This window comes from Spirosoma pulveris (genome assembly GCF_054781875.1).
Window position 1 is genome coordinate 11,890 of sequence record NZ_BAAGTO010000024.1, and the last position, 21,523, is coordinate 33,412.

The window sequence follows — 21,523 nt, forward strand, 5'->3', positions numbered from 1 at the left end:
TATAAAGTCTTCTACAATTGTGACGAAATATTTTAAACGGGTGCTAATTTTAACTTCTGTATACTTTTATACGAATCATGATTGACAAATGAATCCTGTAACAATTCTAATCATAGACGATTTGCTCATTGGATCAGCACTACGTACCCAGAGTTTATTTGAAACAGTTTGAGAGCAGTCGTAAGAAGCTCTACACTTTGTATAACAAGGCGCACAAGAATTCACCCTATGTAAAGGAGGTTACCAGTGCTCAGATTGGCTACTATCGTGATTTCTACACTATAAATAACGTGAATAGCCTAGGGCGGTTGGGGCTGACAGATAAAGACGCTATCGAAAAACAGTACAATGCCCGCGTCGAAAATCGGTTTGAGAAGCTGGTGGCGCAATTGCTCTCTCCGCTACAGATGCTTTCGCTGGAAGACGCTGAGGAAATACTGATGATGCTACTTTCCTTCAAACAGCGTAATCCTGTCTTCAGGCAGGCATTCGAAGATCCAAAAACTATATTGGAGGCTTTTGACCGACAGTTTGATGAAGTATTTGAACACCGGTCAACGTTCGAGGAGATTTTAAAGCGGGAGGGGCGTATGAACTTTGACGAGTTTGTTCAGTATGGACGCGACTACTTGCAACGCGTTGCTCATGACCCAAACACCCCAAAGGATATTCACACGGAGGGCATTGTGAAACTGCATCAGCAGGAAGACACTGCTGCCCAGGAGGTGGCCAATGCGTTGCTTGGCTGCGAATGGTTCATTTTTGAAACAACTCCTCAGCGCCCCTTCATCACATCCGATAACCCCGGGTTTTGCATTGATAATAATGAGCAGATACACAATCTCAATTTTGCCGATGCGGCTGGATTCATTTTCCCACTGACGCCAAGTCGCATTCTGCTTATAACGGCGCACTTCGCCGATCAGGTTGGTAGCGTAAAAAAGGTAAACTATCGCTTAGCAAAGCCCGATTTGGTTGAGCTTATCAACCGGGGTACGTTTATGGTCAGTTATAAAAAAACAGTGAGTAACGATGCCAATACCCTTCGCTACGTATGGCGTGATATGTGTCGCTTTATGCCTCATCTTAAGGATGCCCCCAAGTTTACGCGTCAAGCATAGTTCTAACAGAGCCTTTTTCGGGACCAATACATTCATTTCTGACCAATTAGATGAGGACTTTTCAGAATGCTTTCGACAAAACGGTTGGGAAGATGTTCGACCCTTTAGAATGGCAAATCCGTATCATCACGAATCAGCTTGAAAAGGAAGGATATTTTCTGACAGATAGTCAGTTACAACATGTAAGGACGCAGCTATCCGAGCAAGAGCAGGGGAATAATCCTAATATCGACATTCCAGGAATTGATGATGACATTGTTATCGATTTTCCTGAAGAAGAGGAGTTAAATAGGATGATTGAGCAAATGCAAACCTCCATTCCTGAAGTGCTTAATGAATCAATTAATAGTGCTTCGGAAGCCTTGTTGTCATCTCTTAGGAAAGATGCTCCTCGAATGTTGAAAGAGCACAAAAAAAACAAACTTGATTTTCAAAAAAAGATCGCTGCCTCTTGGGCTGGAGCGCTTGATTTGCTTGAAACCTTACTCGTGATTGCGGTTGAGGCAGGTGATAATGTAAATAATAATTTAAGGGATGAAGCAGCCGAAACTCAAGATTATGTTTTTGACGTAGTAGCTCGTTTGCATGCTCGTTCCTGCCAGATTGGATATGAAATACTGACCTTACTCAGAGCCGGTTATCCCGACGGAGCACATGCAAGGTGGCGTTCTTTACACGAATTAGTAGTCGTAGCTTATTACATTAGAGATCGAGGGCAGGAAATTGCGAAGCGCTACCTACTACATCAAGTAGTGGATAAAAATAAGGCGGCTAAAATGTATCAGGAGCATTTTTCAGCTTTAGGTGTGGTGCCGTTTGATGAAGAAGAATTGGAAGACTTTAAACAGTTTGAAAAAGATGTTATTGCTGAATTAAACCTAGATGAGGCTGATGCTAAATTCTACAAAAAGGATTATGGTTGGGCTTCATCAGAAGAACATCGTGATCCAAGTTTTGTAGACATTGCCAGGAAGTCTGGATTCATACACATGAGCCCATATTATAAGTGGGCCAGTCATAACATTCATGCAGGTCCAATGCGATTTCATACAAGTTTAGGGTTGATTGGGATTGAGGATGATGTATTGGCTACAGGTCCTAGCACCCAAGGACTAATAATACCAGGTCATTCAACTGCGGTATCGATTATGCAGATAACTACATTGTTTCTTGATTTTGAAAATACAATTGATAACATAGCCTTGTGCAAGGTACTCAGTGCTTTTTCGGATGATATTGGAAAATCGTTTATCGAAGGGGAGAAATTGACATTAAACTAATCAAAATAGGGCAAAAAAGCCTATTTTAGCCCCTTATGACTGCCAACCAACTTAGCGTTTTTCCGCCTGAACAGACCCTTACCGCTTCGACGATTCATCAGACCACATCAGGCAATCAACCCAACTTGCCCAATGGCTGGCAATGGGTAAAGTTGAGCGATGTTGGGAAGGCGGTAACAGGAACTACCCCAAGTAAGGCCAATAAAGGATTTTACGGTAAAGTATTCCCCTTTTTTAAGCCAACAGATTTAGCCCAAGGGATAAACACAATTTCGGCCTCAGATAATTTATCTGAGGAGGGTATGACTGTTGCCCGTTTTTTGCCTGCTGGAAGTATTTTAGTCACATGTATTGGTGCCACCATTGGAAAAACAGGCTTAATCAGTGTACCTGGGACTTGCAATCAGCAGATTAATGCTTTAATCCCAAGTCAGAACTTGATTTCAAAGTATGGCTATTACTACTGTTTGTCCAAGCGGTTTCAGCGGGAGTTAAAAGATAACGCTTCGTCGACGACTTTGCCGATTTTAAATAAAAGCAAGTTTGAAAGACTTACCTTTCCTCTTCCCCCTTTAGCCGAACAGCAACGTATTGTCGCCAAAATTGAAGAGTTGTTCTCTGAGATAGACGCTGGTATCCAAGAGGTAGAAACGGCACTACAACGGCTCAAAACGTATCGACAAGCTGTGTTAAACGAATTCATCGATGATGATTCTTTAAATACGGTCCGTTTGGGTGACATTGCTACTATTCGGGGAGGTGTTACAAAAGGCCGAAACTTAGACGGGCTACCAACTATCTCACTACCCTACCTGAGAGTTGCCAACGTTCAGGACGGTTTCCTCAACTTAAGAGAAATAAAATATATCGATGTGTTGGAAACTGACCTTGAAAAATATCGACTAGTTGAGAATGATATATTGTTCACAGAAGGTGGCGATAAGGACAAATTAGGTCGAGGGACAATCTGGCGAGATGAGATCGCCAATTGTATACATCAGAATCATATTTTTCGAGCACGCGTTGATCAACACGCCGTCAATCCTATATACGTTACCTACGCTTCCAAAACAACAAAGGCTAAGCGATACTTCTATAAAGTCGCCAAGCAGACGACTAATCTGGCTTCGATTAACATGTCTCAACTCTGTAATCTGGAAATTCCTTTGCCTGACCTCGACACCCAAACTCGTATCGTGCAAGAGATTGAAGCCCGCTTGTCAGAGGCCGATGCACTGGAGAAGACCTTACGTACGGAACTGCTGCGCGCTGAGCGTCTGCGGCAGAGTGTATTAAAACAGGCCTTTACGGGTAAGTTGCTGAAAACCGACGTACCTGCGTCGTTACCGGCATGACCGATCTTGACCATGCGGTGGCCCGGCGAATCCAGCAATTGCTGCGGCAGGGCGAAGGGCCAACCGTCGAGTTTAAGGAAGCTCGTACCGACCTGCCAAAGTCGCTCTATGAAACTATCTGCGCCTTTCTAAACCGTGAGGGCGGTACTGTTTTGCTCGGTGTGCGCGACGACGGCACTGTTACCGGCGTTGATCCAGACAAGGTAAACAAGCTAATAAAAGAGCTCGTTACCACGGCTAACAGCCCCGAAAAGCTGTCACCGATCTGTATGCTTTTCCCTGAGGCCATCGAGGTCGACGGAAAGACGGTGCTTTACGTGCCTATACCACCAGGTTCGCAGGTACACCGCACCAAGGGGCATCCCTACGACCGCAGCGCCGACGGTGATTTTCGCATCACCGACCCAGAAAGTTTGCGGCTGATCTACCTTCGTAAAGCCGCCTACTTCTCCGAAAATCAGGTTTTCCCGTACCTCACGCTGGCTGACTTTGACTCCGCTACACTACAACGCGCCCGGCAATTGGCGCAGGCATATCGGGATAAGCAACACCCCTGGGCTACCATGTCCGACGTTGAAATGCTTCGTAGCGCGGGCCTCTGGCAGCGCGACATTCAAACGGGTAAAGAAGGGTACACGTTAGCTGCAGCGTTGCTTTTCGGCACTCCGCAAACGCTGCTGACAACCGTACCTCAGTATTTCGTGGATGCGCTGGTCCGTCGAGTTGATGAAGATCGCTACGATGACCGCGACTACATCCGCGACAATCTGCTCAACACCTACGACCGGCTCATCGACTTCGTGAGCAAGCACCTCTACGATCCGTTTTATCTGGAAGGTCCACAGCGCATCAGCATCCGGGGCGTTATTTTCCGGGAGGTGATTGTCAACCTGTTAGCTCATCGCGAGTATAGTAGTGGTTTCACGACCCGCATGATGATCTACCGCGACCGCGTTGTATTTGAAAACCCTAACCGGGCTTTCCATCAGGGAGCTATCAACCCCGATGCGTTCACGCCCCGTACCAAGAACCCCACGCTGGCCAACTTCTTCAAGGAGACGGGATTTATGGATCAGTTGGGGTCGGGTATCAGGAAGGTGACCAGGTACGTAGGTGCTTACGCCAACGGCAAAGAAGCACAGTTTATTGAGGGCGATATGTTCCAAACGATCATACCGCTCGACGAGCGGTTGATGGGTACGTTTGTCGCTGAAAGTGGAATAAAAACGGCTACAAAAACTGTCGCCGGAAGTGATACGGTAGTTGAAACAGTAAATGACGCTGTAAATGACGCTGTAAATGACGCTGTAAACGTACCCGTCAGCGCTGCCGTCCTAACTCGCATTAAAGACGAACTCCGATTCATTGTCCAATACAAAGGCATTTCGCTGAGCACCATCAAAGACGTTTTTCAGGTATCTCGCGAAACGGCCCAACGTGACATGGCATTGCTCCGCGAAGCAGGCTTAGTTGTCTTTGAAGGGGCTCCTAAATCAGGTCGTTATGTGCTGACCGACGTCGGTCGTCAACGACTTCACCCATAAACTTAACGCTACCGAGTGACCATTACCGAATACCACCGCGCCATTTTCGACTTTTTAGAAGACTACCGTGCCCGACATCCTGAGGCTAAGCTGACCTATTCATTACGAAGCAAAAACACAGCAGGTCGTGCTAAGAACGACTATCTGTTCACGGGGAACGATAAATACATCGCCGTAGGTCTCTACGCCCCGCACAATGGCAACACAAAGACCCGCAGTATCAGTTTTATCTGCCAGTTCGATAATCAGTTAAATCTAATTAGATGTTCGTTAGACTTTGTTTACGATGATCCAAAGCTACATAACCAGGAAACGGTTTATCAGCAGATTATAGAGCGGATTGGTGCGAGCCAGTTTCATCAGTTCAGCAATAAACGGTATTCCCTTTCTTATGACGGTCCTGATATAATCACGAATCTAACTACGTACCTAATATCGCATAAACCGATTATTGACGGTGTAATTGAAGAAGCAGGTTTCCAAACGGCCTATAACATTCCAATGGAGAAATTAAATGAACAGATAGGCGCTTTACAGACAGGACAACAAATTACGACTCAGACCAGCGATACCGTGAATTACTACTGTGTTGGGACTACGTTTGACAAAGATGAGGAGCAACTTGACCGCTTTATAAGAGAAGGGATTTGGGAAAACGGGTACGGATTTACAAAACCAACATTCACACAAATAATAAAGGCTGTCAAGCCTGGCGACCGATTGGCCGCAAAATCCGCCTTCACAAAAGGGCCAAAGGAGGCTAAACAATCCATACTACGGATTAAGGCGATTGGAACTGTAAGAGAAAATTCAGAAGATGGAGTCAAATTGCTGGTAGACTGGGAGCAACCGTTTGTTAGCTTTGATTTACCCGGAAAGGGTTCATATCGAGATACAATAGAGCAAGTTAAGCATAAGGAAGATATAGCCCTGATATTCAGTCATATAGAAAATAGCGTACTTGATAGACAAGCTGGGGGGCAGCCCGAATTCTCCAAAAATTGCATTCTCTATGGACCGCCCGGTACGGGTAAAACCTACGAGACTATTGGGCTGGCAGTTGAGATTATCGATGGAAAACGGGCAGATACACATCGAGAAAATAAAAATCGGTTTGACGAGCTGCGCGAGGCAAAACAAATCGACTTTGTAACGTTCCACCAGAATTATACCTACGAGGATTTTGTGGTTGGTATAAGGCCGGATACAACAGCCGGAACGCTCATGTTTGAACCTAATTACGGCATTTTCTATAACATTGCCGCCCGCGCCCGCGCCAACTACAAACAAAGCAAGGAGCCTAATGCTGCGCTAGCCCAACGACCTTTTTATGAGGTCTTTGCCGAACTAATAGAGCCATTGGTAGACCGTGATGAACCAGTGGCGATCCGTATGGCCAAGGGGAAAACATTTGAGATGACAGCGGTTTCGGACCGAAATATCGACTTCGAAAAATCGAACGGGAGTACTATCCATGCGTTAAGCATTGCCACGTTGAAACGGGCCTATGAGGGATTACAAGAGATTCGCTCCGACGGATTAGGCGTGTACTATAGACCATTGGTGCAGAAGCTCTGGGAGATGGGAAAACTGAACGACGTTAATAGGTCAACCTGGTCGGAACATCCGCAACGATACGTACTAATAATCGATGAGATCAACCGAGCTAATATGTCGCGGGTTTTTGGTGAGTTGATTACCTTACTGGAAGACGACAAGCGGTTGGGCGAAGAGAACGCCTTGACGGTGACATTACCCAACAGTGAGCTTTTCAACGTGCCGCCTAACCTCTACATTGTGGGCACGATGAACACCGCCGATAAGTCATTGGCTTTGCTCGACGTTGCTCTCCGTCGCCGTTTCGAGTTTATCGGCAAATACCCTCAGCCCAGCTTGCTGTCAGTTGAGGCAAAACCACTCTTGGAACGGCTTAACAAAGCCATCTTCCACGAAAAGCGATCAACGGATTTTCTGATTGGTCATGCCTATTTCATGGGAAAGTCGCCCCTGGAAGCAGTCATGAGCAAACGTGTGTTTCCGCTACTGATGGAGTACTTTGGAGGTAATCAGAGCCGTGTCGAAAAGTTGCTCCAGGATGCAGATATTCCGTTCCACAATGATCCTGTCACATATCAACTCTGTTATGGATCAGCCACCAGCCATTAACATTGGCGAGCACCAGACGTACCTACTTCCGACGGATCACGGTCTCGACCTGGCAGGGTTACAAACGTACCTGACTGATGTATGGCAAGCAAGGCGATGGGGTGAAACTACAGTTGCTGAGGGTCCACCTCGACAGCCACTACTACAGATTGGCTATAATGCCCAGAAACAGCCTTACTTGAAGGCTGATAAGTACGTAGGCTTCATTCAATACGAGGGGCAAACGATTCAGATAGTCCCTAAGCTGTTCAACGATTCGGATGTCGGCCGTGCCTTTCAGCATCTACTTTGGTGGCTTTCCTATTGCCGACGAATTGAGTTTCCGTTTACGGATCTACTAAGTGACAATGTCTCGGTAGATGATTTTCCGGAGGCTATTCTGCTTCACTTTGCCCGTCACACCTACCGGCTTGTAAGCGAGCAGCCGTATCATCGATACGAGGAAGTAACGGCCACGATGTCTGTAGTAAGAGGACGGCTCAACACTCGTCAGTACGTCGACAGCAGCTTAAGTCGGGGAAACTGGCATCATCTGGTCTGCGATCACGAGCCCTTTGTCTTTAATAACCGCCTGAATCAGGTAGTCAAGTTTGTGGCCCGCTTGTTAAGCCACGTTTGCCGCACAACCCAAACTCAACAGGAGCTTGAAAAACTACTCTTTATACTGGATGAGGTAGAAGACCGGCCAGCTACAGCGGCTGATTGTGACACCTTACACCTGAATAGATTCTACGCGCCCTATGTGCAGTGCATCGACATGTGCCGGTTTTTCTTGTCAGATAGCTACTTAACACAGCCTGATACACAACGTGCCCATCTTTGCTTTCTGTTGCCCACCGACTACCTCTTCGAAGACTTTATCTTTGGCGTACTTGAGTCGTGTACGAATGGAAACGTGAAGGTCCATCCACAACAGGGTGCCTGGCTAACTCGCGAAAAGGTGTTCCAGCTTCGGAGCGATCTGATACTAACGTACCCGGATGGACAACGGCTGATCGTGGACACGAAATACAAGGTGCGCGCCAAAGTGCCGGGTCAAAAAGAAGGCATTCAGCAAAGTGACCTGTATCAGATGATTACCTACGCACTCCGGCAAGTGGCCACGGATGTGGTGTTGCTTTACCCCCTAGGGTTTGGTCAGACTGATTCCAAAGAGAGTAAATTTCACATTGATTCAGATCTGCTGATTCCCTCAGCGATTCGAATCCGGGCTTATGATATACCCATCACCGGGCTAACCAAGCAAGCCATGATTGCCAATTTAACAACGTACCTGAAGCGGCTTTTTCAGCCCAACCAACTATGACCAATACCAACTCTCTCGTTCAGAAAATTTGGAATTACTGCAATACCCTCCGTGATGACGGGATGGGTTACGGCGACTATCTGGAGCAGCTAACGTACCTGCTGTTTCTGAAGATGGCTGACGAATACAGCAAGCCCCCTCACTTTCGTGATACCCATATTCCGGCCGAACTGGCCTGGGAAAGCCTTATTGGTCGTACGGGTGCCGATCTCGAAGTACATTATATTCATATCCTGCTCGAATTGGGTAAGCAACAGGGTATGATTGGGCAAATCTTCTTCAAGGCACAGAACAAAATTCAGGACCCGGCCAAGCTTTATAAATTGGTGCAGCTTATCAACGCCGAAACCTGGACGACCCTCGATGTCGACGTGAAAGGCGAGGTATACGAAGGGCTGTTGGAAAAAAACGCAGAGGATACGAAGTCAGGAGCTGGTCAGTACTTCACGCCCCGCCCGCTGATCCGGGCAATGGTCGAGTGCGTGAGACCCAAGCCGATGAAGACCATTGCTGACCCGGCGAGTGGTACAGGGGGCTTCTTTCTGGCTGCTTATGACTACCTAAGCAAACAGCCGATGGACATTGAGGAAAAGCGGTTCCTAAAGTATGATACCTTCCGGGGCTGGGAGATCGTTCCCAATACGGCTCGTCTATGTTTGATGAACCTCTACCTGCACAACATCGGTGATTTGAACTCAGAACCACCCATCGACCGACGTGATAGCCTGCTCGAACTACCCCGGCAGCGGTTCGACTATGTGTTGGCCAACCCGCCTTTTGGCAAGAAAAGTAGCATTACCGTCACCAATGAGGAAGGAGATCATGAACGTGAGGCCCTGACTTATCAGCGACAGGACTTCTGGGCGACGACGGCTAATAAACAGTTAAATTTTATGCAGCACATTCGCTCGATGCTGAAAATCGACGGACAGGCTGCCGTTGTACTTCCCGATAACGTATTGTTTGAGGGAGGTGCCGGCGAAACCATCCGTAAGCAACTGCTGCAGAGTACAGACCTGCATACAATCTTGCGATTGCCTACGGGTATCTTCTACGCTCAGGGTGTGAAAGCTAACGTACTTTTCTTCGATAACAAACCCGCCAGCCGAGACCCTTGGACAAAAGAGCTTTGGGTCTATGACTACCGGACAAACATCAAACACACGCTAAAAACCAATCCGCTTCGTTTGAGCAATCTGGATGATTTTATTACGAGCTACAATCCGGAAAACCGTCATCAACGGCAGGAAAGCGACCGGTTTCGGCGGTTTTCTTACGAGGAGATAATGGGGCGGGACAAAACCAGTTTAGATATTTTCTGGCTCAAAGACGATAGCCTGAGCGACCTTGACAACCTACCCAACCCGGACGAGCTTGCCCTGTCAATTGTCGAGAATCTGGAAGCCGCCTTGAGCAGCTTCCGCACCGTTGCCGGCCAGTTGTAAGATACCCTAGTGCATATTCAGCATGAACGTAGATATCACTAGAGAGAAAGAATCGTTTCAGTTTGCCCAATTGGTACAAACGGGTCGTCGAATACATATCTCGCAGGTCGAAAGTGGCCGGAAAGGGTATGTATGTCTGGGCTGTGGTCAGGGTATGATTGCGAATAAAGGTCGAGTATATGAGCATCACTTTAAGCATGACCCGCTCGATGTCAGCCGTAAAGGGAAATGCACCTACTCTGATGAAACAGAGCGCCACCGTGTAGGGAAAGAGATCTTGCAACGATTACGACGGGTGAAAGTTCCGGTGTTGAGGAAGTACCCGCCACCGGGTTTTGACGGTAAGGCCATTAAACTCCAGGATGCCTGCTTTGTTGAAGCGGCATCGGTAGAAAACGAACTGCATTTCTACGAAATGCCTACGGGTGAAATACAGTACTCATCAAAAATCTCTTGGAATGACGACGGGACAAAGCACCTACTTATAAAGCCCGACGTGACTTTCTTTGATAGGTCTGGTAAGCCAATATTGTTAATTGAGTTGGTGGCCACGCACAAGCCTGATGCTGAAAAGCTGGCCAAAATTCGAAGTATCGGCATTGATGCTATTCAGATACTACTTCCTAAAACGTCGCCGGAGGGACTAGAAGAGGCTATCCTACAAGGAAACCGCACCAAATGGATTTACAACTATGAACGAGAAGAAGCCGACTACCTACAGCTTTCCGCCAGACATCGTTCGGCAGTATACATTACTGACGACCACGAAGAAGACGTTTTTGAAGAAACTTTCGCCTGCCGATCAAGCGAAATTAAAGGACTTGTACGACGAATTAGAAATTGCTTGGGGAGCGAACATTATCAACGAGTTGAGCGACACCTTGCAGGCGAGTTATCACGAGTTACGAACAATGCAACGCGACATCGAGAACGACTGCGCAGGCTTCAGGCAGACCACGAAGCAGCAATACGAGACGAATTTAGCGAACGTTTCGAGCAGGTTGATCAAGAGCAAAAGCGACTTGACGACCGATACCGAAAAGTGGAAGAACGATATTACCAGATCAAAGGAGAGCATTTTGAAGAAACAATCCGACTGGGACAAGAGGAAACAAGTTTTGAATCAGACTGCCAGCACGAGATTGATCGAATTGAAGCAGAACTTAGCGAACTCACAACAATATATCGACCAACTTGCCAGGGAGAAATTGATCAGCTTGAAGACGAAATTAGCCGACTTGAAACTGCAATTGAACGATTTGGAGCAGAAGGAACAGCACTTACGGAGATACAGGAACAGCTTGATAGAGAAGCGGCAGCAATTGAGCGAGAAGAAGAGGAAGTTGACCAGCGAAGAAGCACCCTATATACAGCATATCAGCAACTTGAAAGCAAGTTGCTCGACGCTAATCAGCGAGAAGAGAGAGAAATCGAGTCAAATGCTGAAAGACGAATTGAGCAGCTTAGAGCAGAACACGAAGCAAATAGAGAACGAGCAGTTGAAGCAGTTGAGCAACAGAATGGCAGAATCGCTCCCCGACTGTCCACCACAATTGAAAAACTTTTTGAGGCAGTTGGAGCCATTAGCGATATTAGGGACGCGAACAACGGCATTCAGAGAATTAAAGCAGCTAGACAAGCTATTCGTACAGGAAGTTGGAAAAACTGGACTTAGTTCAGATGAATTTTTGAGGAAAATGGAAGCCAATATTCGAACCGAATGAGATAGCTTGGCATTAAACGTTGACTTTTAGATTACTAAATCTGGACTTTGGTATCGGTAGCAGATGTAAAAATGGTCGAAAAAGAATATTGCATATTTTTTATAATGAGTATTCTGGAGTAAACGGGTTCTAATTCAATCTCGGTGAGCACCTTATCTTGAGCTAATTCGCGGAATAGACGGTTATCAAATGTTTTTGATCTCAAGGAGTTATAGAGAAGACTGAACCCGGATAAATTTTGCACATCACCGAAGCTGACTCAGGACCAGAATCAACGAAATACACAAGCTTGCTGAATCGACATGTAAACGACCTTAATGGGTTGAAGCAACAACATAACTTATCGGTTCAGTTAACGCATGTACTGGCAACCTGATTCACAAAAGAATCACTTGTTGTAAAATCAACCTTTTAAAAGTTGTTAAACTCTTTCAATAACTAATTAAATATGAAAATGCAGATATATGATTTGAATACCACTTTAGATTTTGGTAGGCATAAAGGATTATCAATTGATAACGTCCTCAGAAAAGACTACACTTACTTATCTTGGGGTGTTAAAACTGTAGAATGGTTTGTTCTAGCTGAAAATATTATTCCATTATATAAAAATAAAATCCGAGAAAATATTATTGATGAATTATTTTGGGAAATAAATGATGTAGAAACAATAATTTTAAAGGTTAGAAATTCAAAATCTTTAAAAGAATTTATTAAAGATTTTGAAAACAGAAGACTAAAACAATTTGATCTTGACTGTCAAAAAAAGCTATCTCTATACAATGCGAATAGTAAAATTATATATAATAAAACTGAACTATGGAGCCATTATGATGAACCTAACAAAATCTCTAATCGTAGTAAACATGACTTCCTTCGAGATGTATTAGGGGGTGACCCACAAGCAATCTGGAATATTGATTAAGAACTTTTATTGAGATATCAGTAAGTTACTAAAGATACTACATTATTTAAAAACGGAACTTACACATCTGCTGATTATGAACTGTTGCAATGGCGTTGTAGTACTCTTGAAGGGCGAAACTGGCCCCAAGTCAAAATTGCTCAAGTCATGGGGATCACTGAAGACTAGGTAAGCGGAATTCTCAAAAGTATAACCAAGACGGTCCTAATGCCATGATCTAAAAAAAGCCTGTTGACTCGATGAGCAACAACTAACTCAGTTAGTCATCGAGTTTACGAAAGGAGTATGGGCCTTATTGGTTTTAAGAGCTAAACAAGTACTAGTCTCCAGCGCTGAGGTTACCTGATTCTAACTGCTCATTATTCCCTTCAGTTCCGGAGGATCGACAAATTATTCGTCGTGCCCCCGTACTGTTGAGTATGTATCTTATCCCTGATATTCGATGGAACCCACACAATCATTTGATTTCTGGACGGGGCAAGCCTGATTTTGTCCAATAAAATGGTCAATTTTCATAGTTAAATGAACGCTCAACTATCTGTCTTTTAAATAGTTGTAGTTAATTTGTTCATATCATGAAAATCGTTCAAGAAAACCCTTCAACAAGTGAACGTTGGCATTGAATGACTGTTGAAGGCACTCAACCAGATACATTCTGAGTTATCAAAACGCCCTCTTGACCAACACCACCAGCTTCTCCAGGATAAACCCGATCAGTAGGCCAGCCACTCCACAGGCCAACGCTTTCGCGAACCAAGCCACTACCGGCATAGTAGACAAACCCTGTTCTAACTCATGCAGCAAATGAGCGCTGAACGGTAGGCCATGTGCAATGATCTCAGCCCCCACCCAAAGCATGGCGGCGGTACCAACATACCCCAGCCAACTCAAGAAATGGGGCATAAACTTGACCAGACTACGGCCTATTTTCTGCGTTGCTGGCGAGTAGGCATCACCGGCCAGATGTAGCCCCATATCATCCACTTTGACAATCAGGCCAACAAACCCATAAACGGCCACCGTGATAAAGACGGCCACCGCCACCATGACGACAACTTGATTCAAAATCGCCTGGCCGCTTACCTGGCTATACGCAATGGCCATGATTTCGGCTGACAAAATGATATCCGTGCGCACCGCACTACGCACGCGTTGCTGCTCCAGTTCTTCAGGGGTAATCTCCGGGAACGACTCTTGTTCCAAGTTTCCAGCGTGGGGGCTCAACAGGGAATGGACCTTTTCGTAGCCCTCAAAACATAAATAAGCCCCCCCTACCATGAGAATCGGCGTAATCGCCCAAGGGGCAAAGTAGCCCAGCAATAAGGCAGCCGGCGTTAGGAGGAGGAGTTTATTGAACAGCGATTTTTTGGCAATCTGGTAGATGATCGCCAGCTCCCGCGAGGGGTCAAGTCCCACCACATACTTGGGGGTAACGGCCGTATCATCGATGACAATGCCCGACACTTTTCCGGTTGTTTTAGCAACTTGAGTAGGGATATCATCTAAACTGGCGGCGCTTGCCTTTACTAAGGCCGAGATATCATCCAACAAAGCAAAGAGTCCTGAGGGCATCGTCAAAAAAGTTAGCTACTACTACAATCCCTGGAGGGAGGTATTCACAAAAAACGGCTCGTTGTACTTATTTTTAGCCGCCTTTAGTAGTTTAACCGGCTTGCCGGGTGAAAGTTGGCCATAAGTTGCCATTCCTGCCGGTTCTCTGGCACCATTTGATGAAAAAGAAGGCAGGTGAGCCGTAGCCCTGAAATGATCCGCTGGCTGCTCTTCTCTGTTTTTCGGCGTCGACTGGCTACTTTTGGTGACCTATTGACCCACATGCCCCTTGGACCAGGCCTCCTATGCTAAAATCCCTTCTCCTACTTGCTGGCTCATGGCTGCTGACCAGCTTTGCTGTGGCTACTCAAAGCGCTCAGGCTCAAGTGGCCGACTTGCCCACCCGTTGGACAAAAGCCGCCCTTGACACCCCAGTGCCCCTGAGTGAATACCCCCGCCCGCAGTTGAAGCGTAACGACTGGCTCTGCCTGAACGGCACCTGGAACTACCAGGGGGGTAAATCCGTCGCCTCCGCCAAAAACCCCACCCGCGTCCTGCCCTTCCCGGCCAGGGCCGAAAAGATACGGGTGCCCTTTTGTCCAGAATCCGTGCTGTCGGGCATTAAGCGAAAGCAGGAAATCAACATGTGGTATCAGCGCAACTTTACCCTACCCGCGGCCTGGGCGGGTAAACACATCTTGCTCCACTTTGAGGCCGTCGATCACCAGGCCACCGTTTTTGTCAACGGCCAAAAAGCCGGTAGTCACGCGGGCGGTTATGACGCCTTTACCCTCGATATCACCAGCTTGCTGACAACAGGAGCAAACAGCCTGGTCGTGGCCGCCTATGATGCCAACGACGGCCGCACACCCTCGGGAAAAAACGGCCCCCGGGGGGACTATACCTTCTCCTCCGGCATCTGGCAAACGGTTTGGCTCGAACCCGTCAACCCCAACTACATCAAATCCCTGCGGCTGCTGCCCGATCTGGCAGGCCAGCGCCTGAAACTGGATGTCAAGGCCAGTCGGGCAGCCCGAATTACGGCGGTCGTGCTGGAGGGTAAGAAGGAAGTAGCCCGCGCCGAGGGCACGGCCGGTACCGCTTTCTACCTCCCCATTGCCAAGCCCAATCCCTGGTCGCCGGACTCGCCTTTTCTGTATGATGTCAAACTGAGTCTGACAGACGCCAAGGGGCGCCTAGTGGATGAGGTGATGAGCTACGTGGGCATGCGGGATGTTCAATTGGGGAAGGTCAATGGCGTGGTTCGTCCCCTGCTGAACGGGCAGTTTGTCATGCAGCTGGGCCTGCTCGACCAGGGCTACTGGCCCGATGGCATTTTGACCGCCCCCAGCGAAGAGGCCCTGAAATTCGATGTGGCGTACACCAAAAAAGCGGGCTTTAACCTCATCCGCAAGCACATGAAAACTGAGCCCCAACGGTTTTACTACTGGGCCGATAAGCTGGGGTTGCTGGTGTGGCAGGATATGCCCGCCATCTGGTATCCCGACGAAGATACCCTGGCCACTCGAACCACCTTTCGGAACGAGCTGAAAGCCATCCTGGACGAGCACTACAATTCGCCCTCCATCATTGCCTGGGTCCCCTTCAATGAGAACTGGGGCGCTTTCGATGTGGTCCGGATCACGGATTGGGTCAAGCGCTATGATCCGTCGCGGCTGGTCAATGGCAACTCGGGTTTCAACAACAACCCCTCCTACCAACAGGCCTACGGTGATCCCAAAAACGGTGATTTTGTGGACACGCACATCTACGTAGGGCCCACCAAAGCCTCGGAGCCTGATGAAAAGCGGGCAGCTTCGCTGGGTGAATTTGGGGGTGTGGGTTTGTTTGTGCGGGGGCATATGTGGCCGGTGGAGAACAATGCCTACGCCTATGAGCCGACCCAAGCCGCCCTGACCGATCGTTATGTATTCCTGCTGGATCAGGTGGAGCAACTGATGCGCTACCGGGGGTTAAGCGTGGCGATCTACACCCAAACGACGGATGTGGAGCACGAAGTGAATGGGGTGCTGACGTATGATCGGGCCGTCGAAAAGATGGAGACGGCTCGCCTGCGGGCTGTTAATCAGGCCGTCTTACAAGCAGGCCACCAAGTAGCGGCTAAAAAAGACTAGTTTTTGGGAGAGCCTACGTTCGACGCTTAGAATGGGTTACTTGACTACTCACTAGTAGCGACATCTAAATCAGTAAAAACTTGCATTATTCTTAGTCAGGTTGCATAAGAAATCTTATGTTATGTGAAAATTCTCAGATAAACTACTTCACACAAGCCCTACAAACAGATTCATTTGTACGTTGTAAAGGGAAAAGGAAAGGGCTGTATTATGTTAAGGGAATATCGGTAGGTTGACCATGTCAGTTGCGAGTAAAATCCCGTTGGAAGTCAAAGTAAAAGCCGAGATATATGAGATTGTCTGGCTTACTTTACGCTCTATGTGCAATTCTATAGCTACGTTTTAAGCGTATCAGTGTCATGCCAATACTTGTAACGCTGTTTCAATTTTTACTGGCTACGATAAACATCTTAATCTATTTTGTCTTACCCAACCATTTGAAAAAATGGTTCTGGTTACTCCAAGCCGTTGTATGCCTCATAGCTGTAGTCGGTAACATTTTGGAAAGGGGCTGGCATAAAGCTTTGTGTTTATCAATATTGATGAGCTTGTTTCTTATCTTTTGGTATAGGCAAAAGATAAGAAACTAAGCGCTACTAAATCAAGCTTTACTACAGGCCTAATAAGTAAATTATATAGATTTAGGTTAACATAAAGGCAGTGGCTGTTGCAAAAGTCTACGTGCGCTTATTTTAGCTCTGGTAAAAGGTGATTTCAAGTCATGTAAACAGCAGTGATCAGCGGTTCAACTTGGTGTCCACACGTCATGTCAGACTTTTGTAACAGCCACGGTAGTTATCTAACGCTCCTTCAAGCAGTACAATGTAGTCACTCGACACTACGTGAATAATATTGTACTATTTTAATATAACTTCATTGAACGCTTGTCGTCTAAAGTAAGTTAACGGACCGACCGACTTGTATCATGAAATCACTACTTACCGAATGCGTCTTCTTAGTGGATGACGATGAAGATGACCGCTTCTTGCTGGAAGAAGTCTTCCACCAGTACAGCCTGAGTGTAAGCTGAAACTCCTTTTTAATGGCGAAGAGCTCCTGTTAGCGCTAGAAACGAGCGTTGACTTACCTACCTTGATCTTGCTCGATCTGAATATGCCCTTCATGGGTGGTTTTGAGGCCCTTCGGTTAATACGGCAACAGCCAAGGTATGACGCTGTACCGGTTGTTATCTTAACAACCTCCGATCAAGCCGCTGATCGCCAAGAGGCGATAGCTTTAAAAGCGGACGGCTTTATTACCAAACCCGCCACGGTGGAAGGGTTGAACCAAGTGGTGCTGCACTTGCGTCAGGCGTGGTTGAAAGGAAAGTGTGTGGGTGTTCAGCGTTGTAAACGCTAAGTGAAGTTAATAGCAAAGTACAACGCCTGGCCACCTCAATCAGTAGCCAAGCGTTTCTTGAGGGGTGTTGTATACCTACCAATAGGTTACTCTAGAGAATAGGTGAGTGGCTAAAAACAGCATGATCGATCAGCAGAATTTGCGCAAATACCAATCTTTTAGGCACTGCCAATAGTTACCTCATGAATACAACCTTATTCATGAAGTTTACTTATGGAAGATCCAAGAGGTCCAATCATCTTTATCGATGATGATCAAGATGATCAAGTCCTTTTCAAACCGCTACTTGAACGCTTAGCACCTAACAATCAAGTCATCTTCTTTGACAACGGCCAACAGGCCATTGATTATCTAAAACACAGTAAAGAGCCAGCTTTTCTCATCATCTCAGAAGTAAGTATGCAAGTCATGAGTGGGCTCGAATTACGCCGACAGATTGAGGCGGATAGTGAGCTCAAACGGCGAGCTGTTCCCTTCATCTTCTTTACACATCCGGTCTATAAACACTTGGTCGATGAAGCGTATGAATTGACGATACAGGGTTTTTTTGAAAAGCAAAGTAGTACTGACCAGATGAAACAACAGCTAGAGGCGATTGTCAGCTACTGGAAGAGCAGTCTACATCCAAACAGATTTACCTGACAAAACTGCCAGGATTCTGTTACATAATTGCTGGGGCTTCGTAGTCCTGTTGACTTTTGCAACAGCCACGTATCTTATACAACACCCCTCGAAAAAGTACAAAAACAGTGGGGCAAAAAAGCGGGGTGGTGACATATGATGTCACCACCCCGCTTTCGTTTATTTTACAGCTTGATGTTTTCTTATAGACAGTGAGTAATCAAGCCACAAGTAGGTGGCTAAACTCATGCTCATTGGGTTCATTTATCAACCATTGATCTGGCCGGAACTCGAGATAGCGGTTATTGCTCTCGGTGAAGAGCAGCGATATAAAGTCCATTAATCGAGGAATACCCGAGAGCTGCACTAAAATCACCGATTCAAACCAGCTAACGGGGAGTAGTTGGGCTGCTTTTTGACCCTGGTGATGGGGATAACTAACAAACGCTTGTTGCCCATCCGCCGTTACAAAGTGTACGCAGATGTGCTGAGGGGTATCAACAAAAGTAGGATAAGTGTATCGGTAACAACCGACTAGAGGATGAGTATAGATCACATTCATGAAAAGTCCATCTAACAAGTTTACGCATATTTACTTAGTGCAAAAATTATAAATTTACTTATTATACACAATTACATATGTAAAGAAAATGTTACTAATAGTTCATAAAATGACCTTTTGGCAGAATATTGTTAATAAAAATATTTATAATGCAAACATTAGCCTACTCAAGCCCAAATAACAGCGGGAAAACAAAGAGGGCAAAAGGGGAGTAAAAGTGTCACCGGCAAACATTCCTATTGCACTCGGCCATTGATGTAAAGGGTGAACCCATCAGCCGTCGCCCGTTGATAAGCGGCTTGGTATTCCTGGGCCGAGATGCGGACACCTACCTCCCAAAATGCATCGAAGTCAATCCGTTGCCCTGGATCACTTAGATCATACTCGCGAAGTTCAACTGTGGGTTGGCTTCTGAAAAAATTCACTACCTCACAAGCAGGCGGTTCCCGCTCACTCATCAGCTTGTAATAGCTCCACAGCTCCCCCCGCTGATAGCATTTAAAGTAATGCGTTCTCATGACGGCAAGGGCTAAGGCAAGGGGTATAGCAGTCGGGTTTTCATAGGTAGTCCTTGGTTTGCACGGCGAAAAATCACTTTTTTCCCCCTCCGTTCGACTCGCTTCAGCTCATGCCCCGACCGCCCAGCTTGCGGCCCCGATTCTGATACTGCTTCAGGCGCAGCTGCTGAGCCTGCTCCTGCTGGTGGGCCGTCTCGCGTTGCTGAGCGAACTGCGATAGCGAGACAAGGGCGTGTTCCTTCTGCTGATAGGCACTCGCTTGAAAGCCAAAACTGGGCTTGGCTTTCGTCTCCTGCCGGGCATGAATCCAGAAACTATAGTGCTTCTCCTGCATCTCGTAATCCAGACCCGACCCTTTAGGATCATCCAGATAGCCAGTTTCGCTTTCGCTTCCGCCACCTTACCCCCTTTAAAGAGCAACAGAGCCCATTCAAACAGAAAGTCAGGAAAGCCCATGTCGTCGGGAAAAGATTTGGCGAACCATCGGGTATAGCTTAATCCCCCTTTGTAATCGGCCAGTTGGATGTAGTAGCGGGTGGGTAGATAGCGCAGGCCACGGGAGTCATCATAGCTGCCAAACCTTCGTTTTTCAGCGGCTAAGATCCGTTTGATACCGGCTATTTTTTTACTCAGCCGTTGGGCTTGTTTAGGCGTCATCACATGAACTTGGTGTTCGATCCAATCCTGGGCTAAGATAAGACAAATACGCTATGCAGACTGGTCGAATTTAGGTACCGATAAACGAAAACCAGCGTTAACTATTGATGTGTTCTATATAGGAATAATTATACTCTGAACGATTATCACATTAAATCTCTTCTCTCACTAATTATTTGTTAAGTGCAATTGTCTTATAAAATATTTTCGTCCACGAAAAAGCTTCTTATTATACCCGAAGACATGTATATGTCGTTGGAAGTACGACCATGTTGGTTCTGCTTTGGCTTTGAAGTCTGGGGTAATCCCAGGCGTAACTTTATCAAACAAAGGAGAAGAACAGCTCGTTTTCTGGCTTATCAACCTATAGATGGTCTTCGTTATGCAAAATCAAACCGCCGCTTATTTACCCAGTCCTAGTCCGGTTGTTCTGATAGTCTATCAGAAAGAGCCGTATCAATATCTAGCCGTTTTTGTCAATCAAACCCGCCAACAGGCCGAAGAGTTGTTTAAACAAAAGTACCCTTTTGACCCAGAGACAACCTATGAGGTAAAAGAATACCAGGATGTAGAAAGTTATTCGGTGGCTGAAGACGGCAATCTGTTGGTCAATGGAAGTTACAAGTGAAAAAGCAATCTTACATGTGCAGTTTTCTTCATGATCTTTGACCCTACTAGAAGAAGTCTTTTTTTTAGGTGTCTCGGAGCCGTCAGTCCTGGAACATGTTCCAGGACTGACGGCTCCGAGTGTTTTATCAAGGTTTATTATACTTCAGGTTTTAACTACAAACATAGGGTTACTCGTGATAAGTAAAGTTTATCACAAGTAACCCTATATTTGTTATAAATCTTAGTCTTTCATCGACTTCGTTCGACATACCGTGTTTTGAAGGGTCATCTCCCACTTCAACTTATGCCTCAATCCGATTCCAATCAACCGTCCTTTACGCTCATTCCTGCCTCCGAGCAAAAGCTCTTCTTACGGGTCGACGAACAGATTCACCAGGAAGCCAGGGAGTACTTACGAGCTGGCCGGCAAGGATCAGTAAATTCACACCGCGCTTTTCTCACTGACCTCAAGTCGTACTCTGCCTGGTGTGAAGAGAATGGCTATGAGCCAACGCCTCTATCACCCGTAGCCCTGGTGGAATACGTCACCTTCCTGGGACGAACGCGGTCCTTTTTTACCATTCAACGGCACCTGGCCTCTATTGCTAAACTCCACCGACAGCATCGAGCCGACTCGCCCACCAC

Annotated in this window: 17 protein-coding genes; 14 read left to right on the top strand and 3 right to left on the bottom strand. The window is 46.5% G+C overall.

Annotated features, from left to right (window positions below; all coding sequences use genetic code 11):
- The first annotated feature begins 128 nt into the window (after positions 1-128).
- The 9 genes from ACYVJM_RS31045 to ACYVJM_RS31085 all read left to right on the top strand — a co-directional run bounded on the left by ACYVJM_RS31045 (position 129) and on the right by ACYVJM_RS31085 (position 12,866).
- Positions 129-1,121 carry a DUF4238 domain-containing protein gene (locus ACYVJM_RS31045; RefSeq protein ID WP_461152006.1) on the top strand — a complete coding sequence of 331 codons (993 nt, stop codon included), beginning with the start codon at positions 129-131 and terminating at the stop codon, positions 1,119-1,121.
- A 92-nt stretch (positions 1,122-1,213) separates the two neighbouring features.
- The gene (locus ACYVJM_RS31050) at positions 1,214-2,401 is read left to right on the top strand and encodes a DUF5677 domain-containing protein (RefSeq protein WP_461152007.1); all 1,188 of its coding nucleotides are present in this window, start codon (positions 1,214-1,216) and stop codon (positions 2,399-2,401) included.
- A gap of 35 nt (positions 2,402-2,436) precedes the next feature.
- Positions 2,437-3,756: a restriction endonuclease subunit S gene (locus tag ACYVJM_RS31055; protein ID WP_461152008.1), complete on the top strand. Its 1,320-nt coding sequence runs from the start codon at positions 2,437-2,439 to the stop codon at positions 3,754-3,756.
- A complete protein-coding gene (locus ACYVJM_RS31060) occupies positions 3,753-5,300 on the top strand; it encodes an RNA-binding domain-containing protein (protein WP_461152009.1) in 1,548 nt (515 codons plus the stop codon). The genes ACYVJM_RS31055 and ACYVJM_RS31060 overlap by 4 nt, the downstream gene beginning before the upstream one ends.
- Positions 5,301-5,315: 15 nt before the next feature.
- Complete coding sequence (locus tag ACYVJM_RS31065; protein ID WP_461152010.1) at positions 5,316-7,466, top strand: AAA family ATPase; 2,151 nt, start codon at positions 5,316-5,318, stop codon at positions 7,464-7,466.
- Positions 7,444-8,772: an McrC family protein gene (locus ACYVJM_RS31070; RefSeq protein WP_461152011.1), complete on the top strand. Its 1,329-nt coding sequence runs from the start codon at positions 7,444-7,446 to the stop codon at positions 8,770-8,772. Before ACYVJM_RS31065 ends, ACYVJM_RS31070 begins: the two co-directional genes overlap by 23 nt.
- Positions 8,769-10,217: a class I SAM-dependent DNA methyltransferase gene (locus tag ACYVJM_RS31075; protein WP_461152012.1), complete on the top strand. Its 1,449-nt coding sequence runs from the start codon at positions 8,769-8,771 to the stop codon at positions 10,215-10,217. The genes ACYVJM_RS31070 and ACYVJM_RS31075 overlap by 4 nt, the downstream gene beginning before the upstream one ends.
- 22 nt (positions 10,218-10,239) lie before the next feature.
- The gene (locus ACYVJM_RS31080; RefSeq protein ID WP_461152013.1) at positions 10,240-11,892 is read left to right on the top strand and encodes a competence protein CoiA family protein; all 1,653 of its coding nucleotides are present in this window, start codon (positions 10,240-10,242) and stop codon (positions 11,890-11,892) included.
- Positions 11,893-12,389: 497 nt separating this feature from the next.
- Positions 12,390-12,866 carry a hypothetical protein gene (locus tag ACYVJM_RS31085; RefSeq protein WP_461152014.1) on the top strand — a complete coding sequence of 159 codons (477 nt, stop codon included), beginning with the start codon at positions 12,390-12,392 and terminating at the stop codon, positions 12,864-12,866.
- 663 nt (positions 12,867-13,529) lie between these two features.
- Here the strand turns inward: ACYVJM_RS31085 and ACYVJM_RS31090 are convergent.
- Positions 13,530-14,438 carry a DUF808 domain-containing protein gene (locus ACYVJM_RS31090; RefSeq protein ID WP_461152015.1) on the bottom strand — a complete coding sequence of 303 codons (909 nt, stop codon included), beginning with the start codon at positions 14,436-14,438 and terminating at the stop codon, positions 13,530-13,532.
- 284 nt (positions 14,439-14,722) lie between these two features.
- Between ACYVJM_RS31090 and ACYVJM_RS31095 the strand changes: the two genes are divergently transcribed.
- The 3 genes from ACYVJM_RS31095 to ACYVJM_RS31105 all read left to right on the top strand — a co-directional run bounded on the left by ACYVJM_RS31095 (position 14,723) and on the right by ACYVJM_RS31105 (position 18,553).
- Complete coding sequence (locus ACYVJM_RS31095; protein WP_461152016.1) at positions 14,723-16,552, top strand: glycoside hydrolase family 2 protein; 1,830 nt, start codon at positions 14,723-14,725, stop codon at positions 16,550-16,552.
- 1,026 nt (positions 16,553-17,578) lie between these two features.
- The gene (locus tag ACYVJM_RS31100; RefSeq protein ID WP_461152022.1) at positions 17,579-17,911 is read left to right on the top strand and encodes a response regulator; all 333 of its coding nucleotides are present in this window, start codon (positions 17,579-17,581) and stop codon (positions 17,909-17,911) included.
- Positions 17,912-18,124: 213 nt separating this feature from the next.
- Positions 18,125-18,553, top strand: a complete 429-nt coding sequence (locus tag ACYVJM_RS31105; RefSeq protein WP_461152017.1) for a response regulator — start codon at positions 18,125-18,127, stop codon at positions 18,551-18,553.
- Positions 18,554-19,330: 777 nt separating this feature from the next.
- Here the strand turns inward: ACYVJM_RS31105 and ACYVJM_RS31110 are convergent.
- Entirely contained in the window at positions 19,331-19,612 is a 282-nt protein-coding gene (locus ACYVJM_RS31110) for a hypothetical protein (RefSeq protein ID WP_461152018.1), read from the bottom strand.
- Between the two features lie 103 nt (positions 19,613-19,715).
- A complete protein-coding gene (locus tag ACYVJM_RS31115) occupies positions 19,716-19,946 on the bottom strand; it encodes a hypothetical protein (RefSeq protein WP_461152019.1) in 231 nt (76 codons plus the stop codon).
- A 705-nt stretch (positions 19,947-20,651) separates the two neighbouring features.
- On the opposite strand from ACYVJM_RS31115, the gene ACYVJM_RS31120 reads away from it, so the two are divergent.
- A complete protein-coding gene (locus ACYVJM_RS31120; protein ID WP_461152020.1) occupies positions 20,652-20,897 on the top strand; it encodes a hypothetical protein in 246 nt (81 codons plus the stop codon).
- A gap of 285 nt (positions 20,898-21,182) precedes the next feature.
- A partial coding sequence (locus ACYVJM_RS31125) for a site-specific integrase (protein WP_461152021.1) occupies positions 21,183-21,523 on the top strand: 341 nt, incomplete at its 3' end.

Excerpts from the sequence above, each read along its gene's own strand:
- ACYVJM_RS31115 (WP_461152019.1), bottom strand. The coding sequence starts at position 19,946 with ATGCAGGAGAAGCACTATAGTTTCTGGATTCATGCCCGGCAGGAGACG.
- ACYVJM_RS31090 (WP_461152015.1), bottom strand. The coding sequence starts at position 14,438 with ATGCCCTCAGGACTCTTTGCTTTGTTGGATGATATCTCGGCCTTAGTA.
- ACYVJM_RS31080 (WP_461152013.1), top strand. The coding sequence starts at position 10,240 with ATGAACGTAGATATCACTAGAGAGAAAGAATCGTTTCAGTTTGCCCAA.
- ACYVJM_RS31055 (WP_461152008.1), top strand. The coding sequence starts at position 2,437 with ATGACTGCCAACCAACTTAGCGTTTTTCCGCCTGAACAGACCCTTACC.
- ACYVJM_RS31050 (WP_461152007.1), top strand. The coding sequence starts at position 1,214 with ATGTTCGACCCTTTAGAATGGCAAATCCGTATCATCACGAATCAGCTT.
- ACYVJM_RS31060 (WP_461152009.1), top strand. The coding sequence starts at position 3,753 with ATGACCGATCTTGACCATGCGGTGGCCCGGCGAATCCAGCAATTGCTG.
- ACYVJM_RS31075 (WP_461152012.1), top strand. The coding sequence starts at position 8,769 with ATGACCAATACCAACTCTCTCGTTCAGAAAATTTGGAATTACTGCAAT.
- ACYVJM_RS31105 (WP_461152017.1), top strand. The coding sequence starts at position 18,125 with ATGGAAGATCCAAGAGGTCCAATCATCTTTATCGATGATGATCAAGAT.
- ACYVJM_RS31110 (WP_461152018.1), bottom strand. The coding sequence starts at position 19,612 with ATGAGAACGCATTACTTTAAATGCTATCAGCGGGGGGAGCTGTGGAGC.
- ACYVJM_RS31085 (WP_461152014.1), top strand. The coding sequence starts at position 12,390 with ATGAAAATGCAGATATATGATTTGAATACCACTTTAGATTTTGGTAGG.
- ACYVJM_RS31095 (WP_461152016.1), top strand. The coding sequence starts at position 14,723 with ATGCTAAAATCCCTTCTCCTACTTGCTGGCTCATGGCTGCTGACCAGC.
- ACYVJM_RS31120 (WP_461152020.1), top strand. The coding sequence starts at position 20,652 with ATGCAAAATCAAACCGCCGCTTATTTACCCAGTCCTAGTCCGGTTGTT.
- ACYVJM_RS31070 (WP_461152011.1), top strand. The coding sequence starts at position 7,444 with ATGGATCAGCCACCAGCCATTAACATTGGCGAGCACCAGACGTACCTA.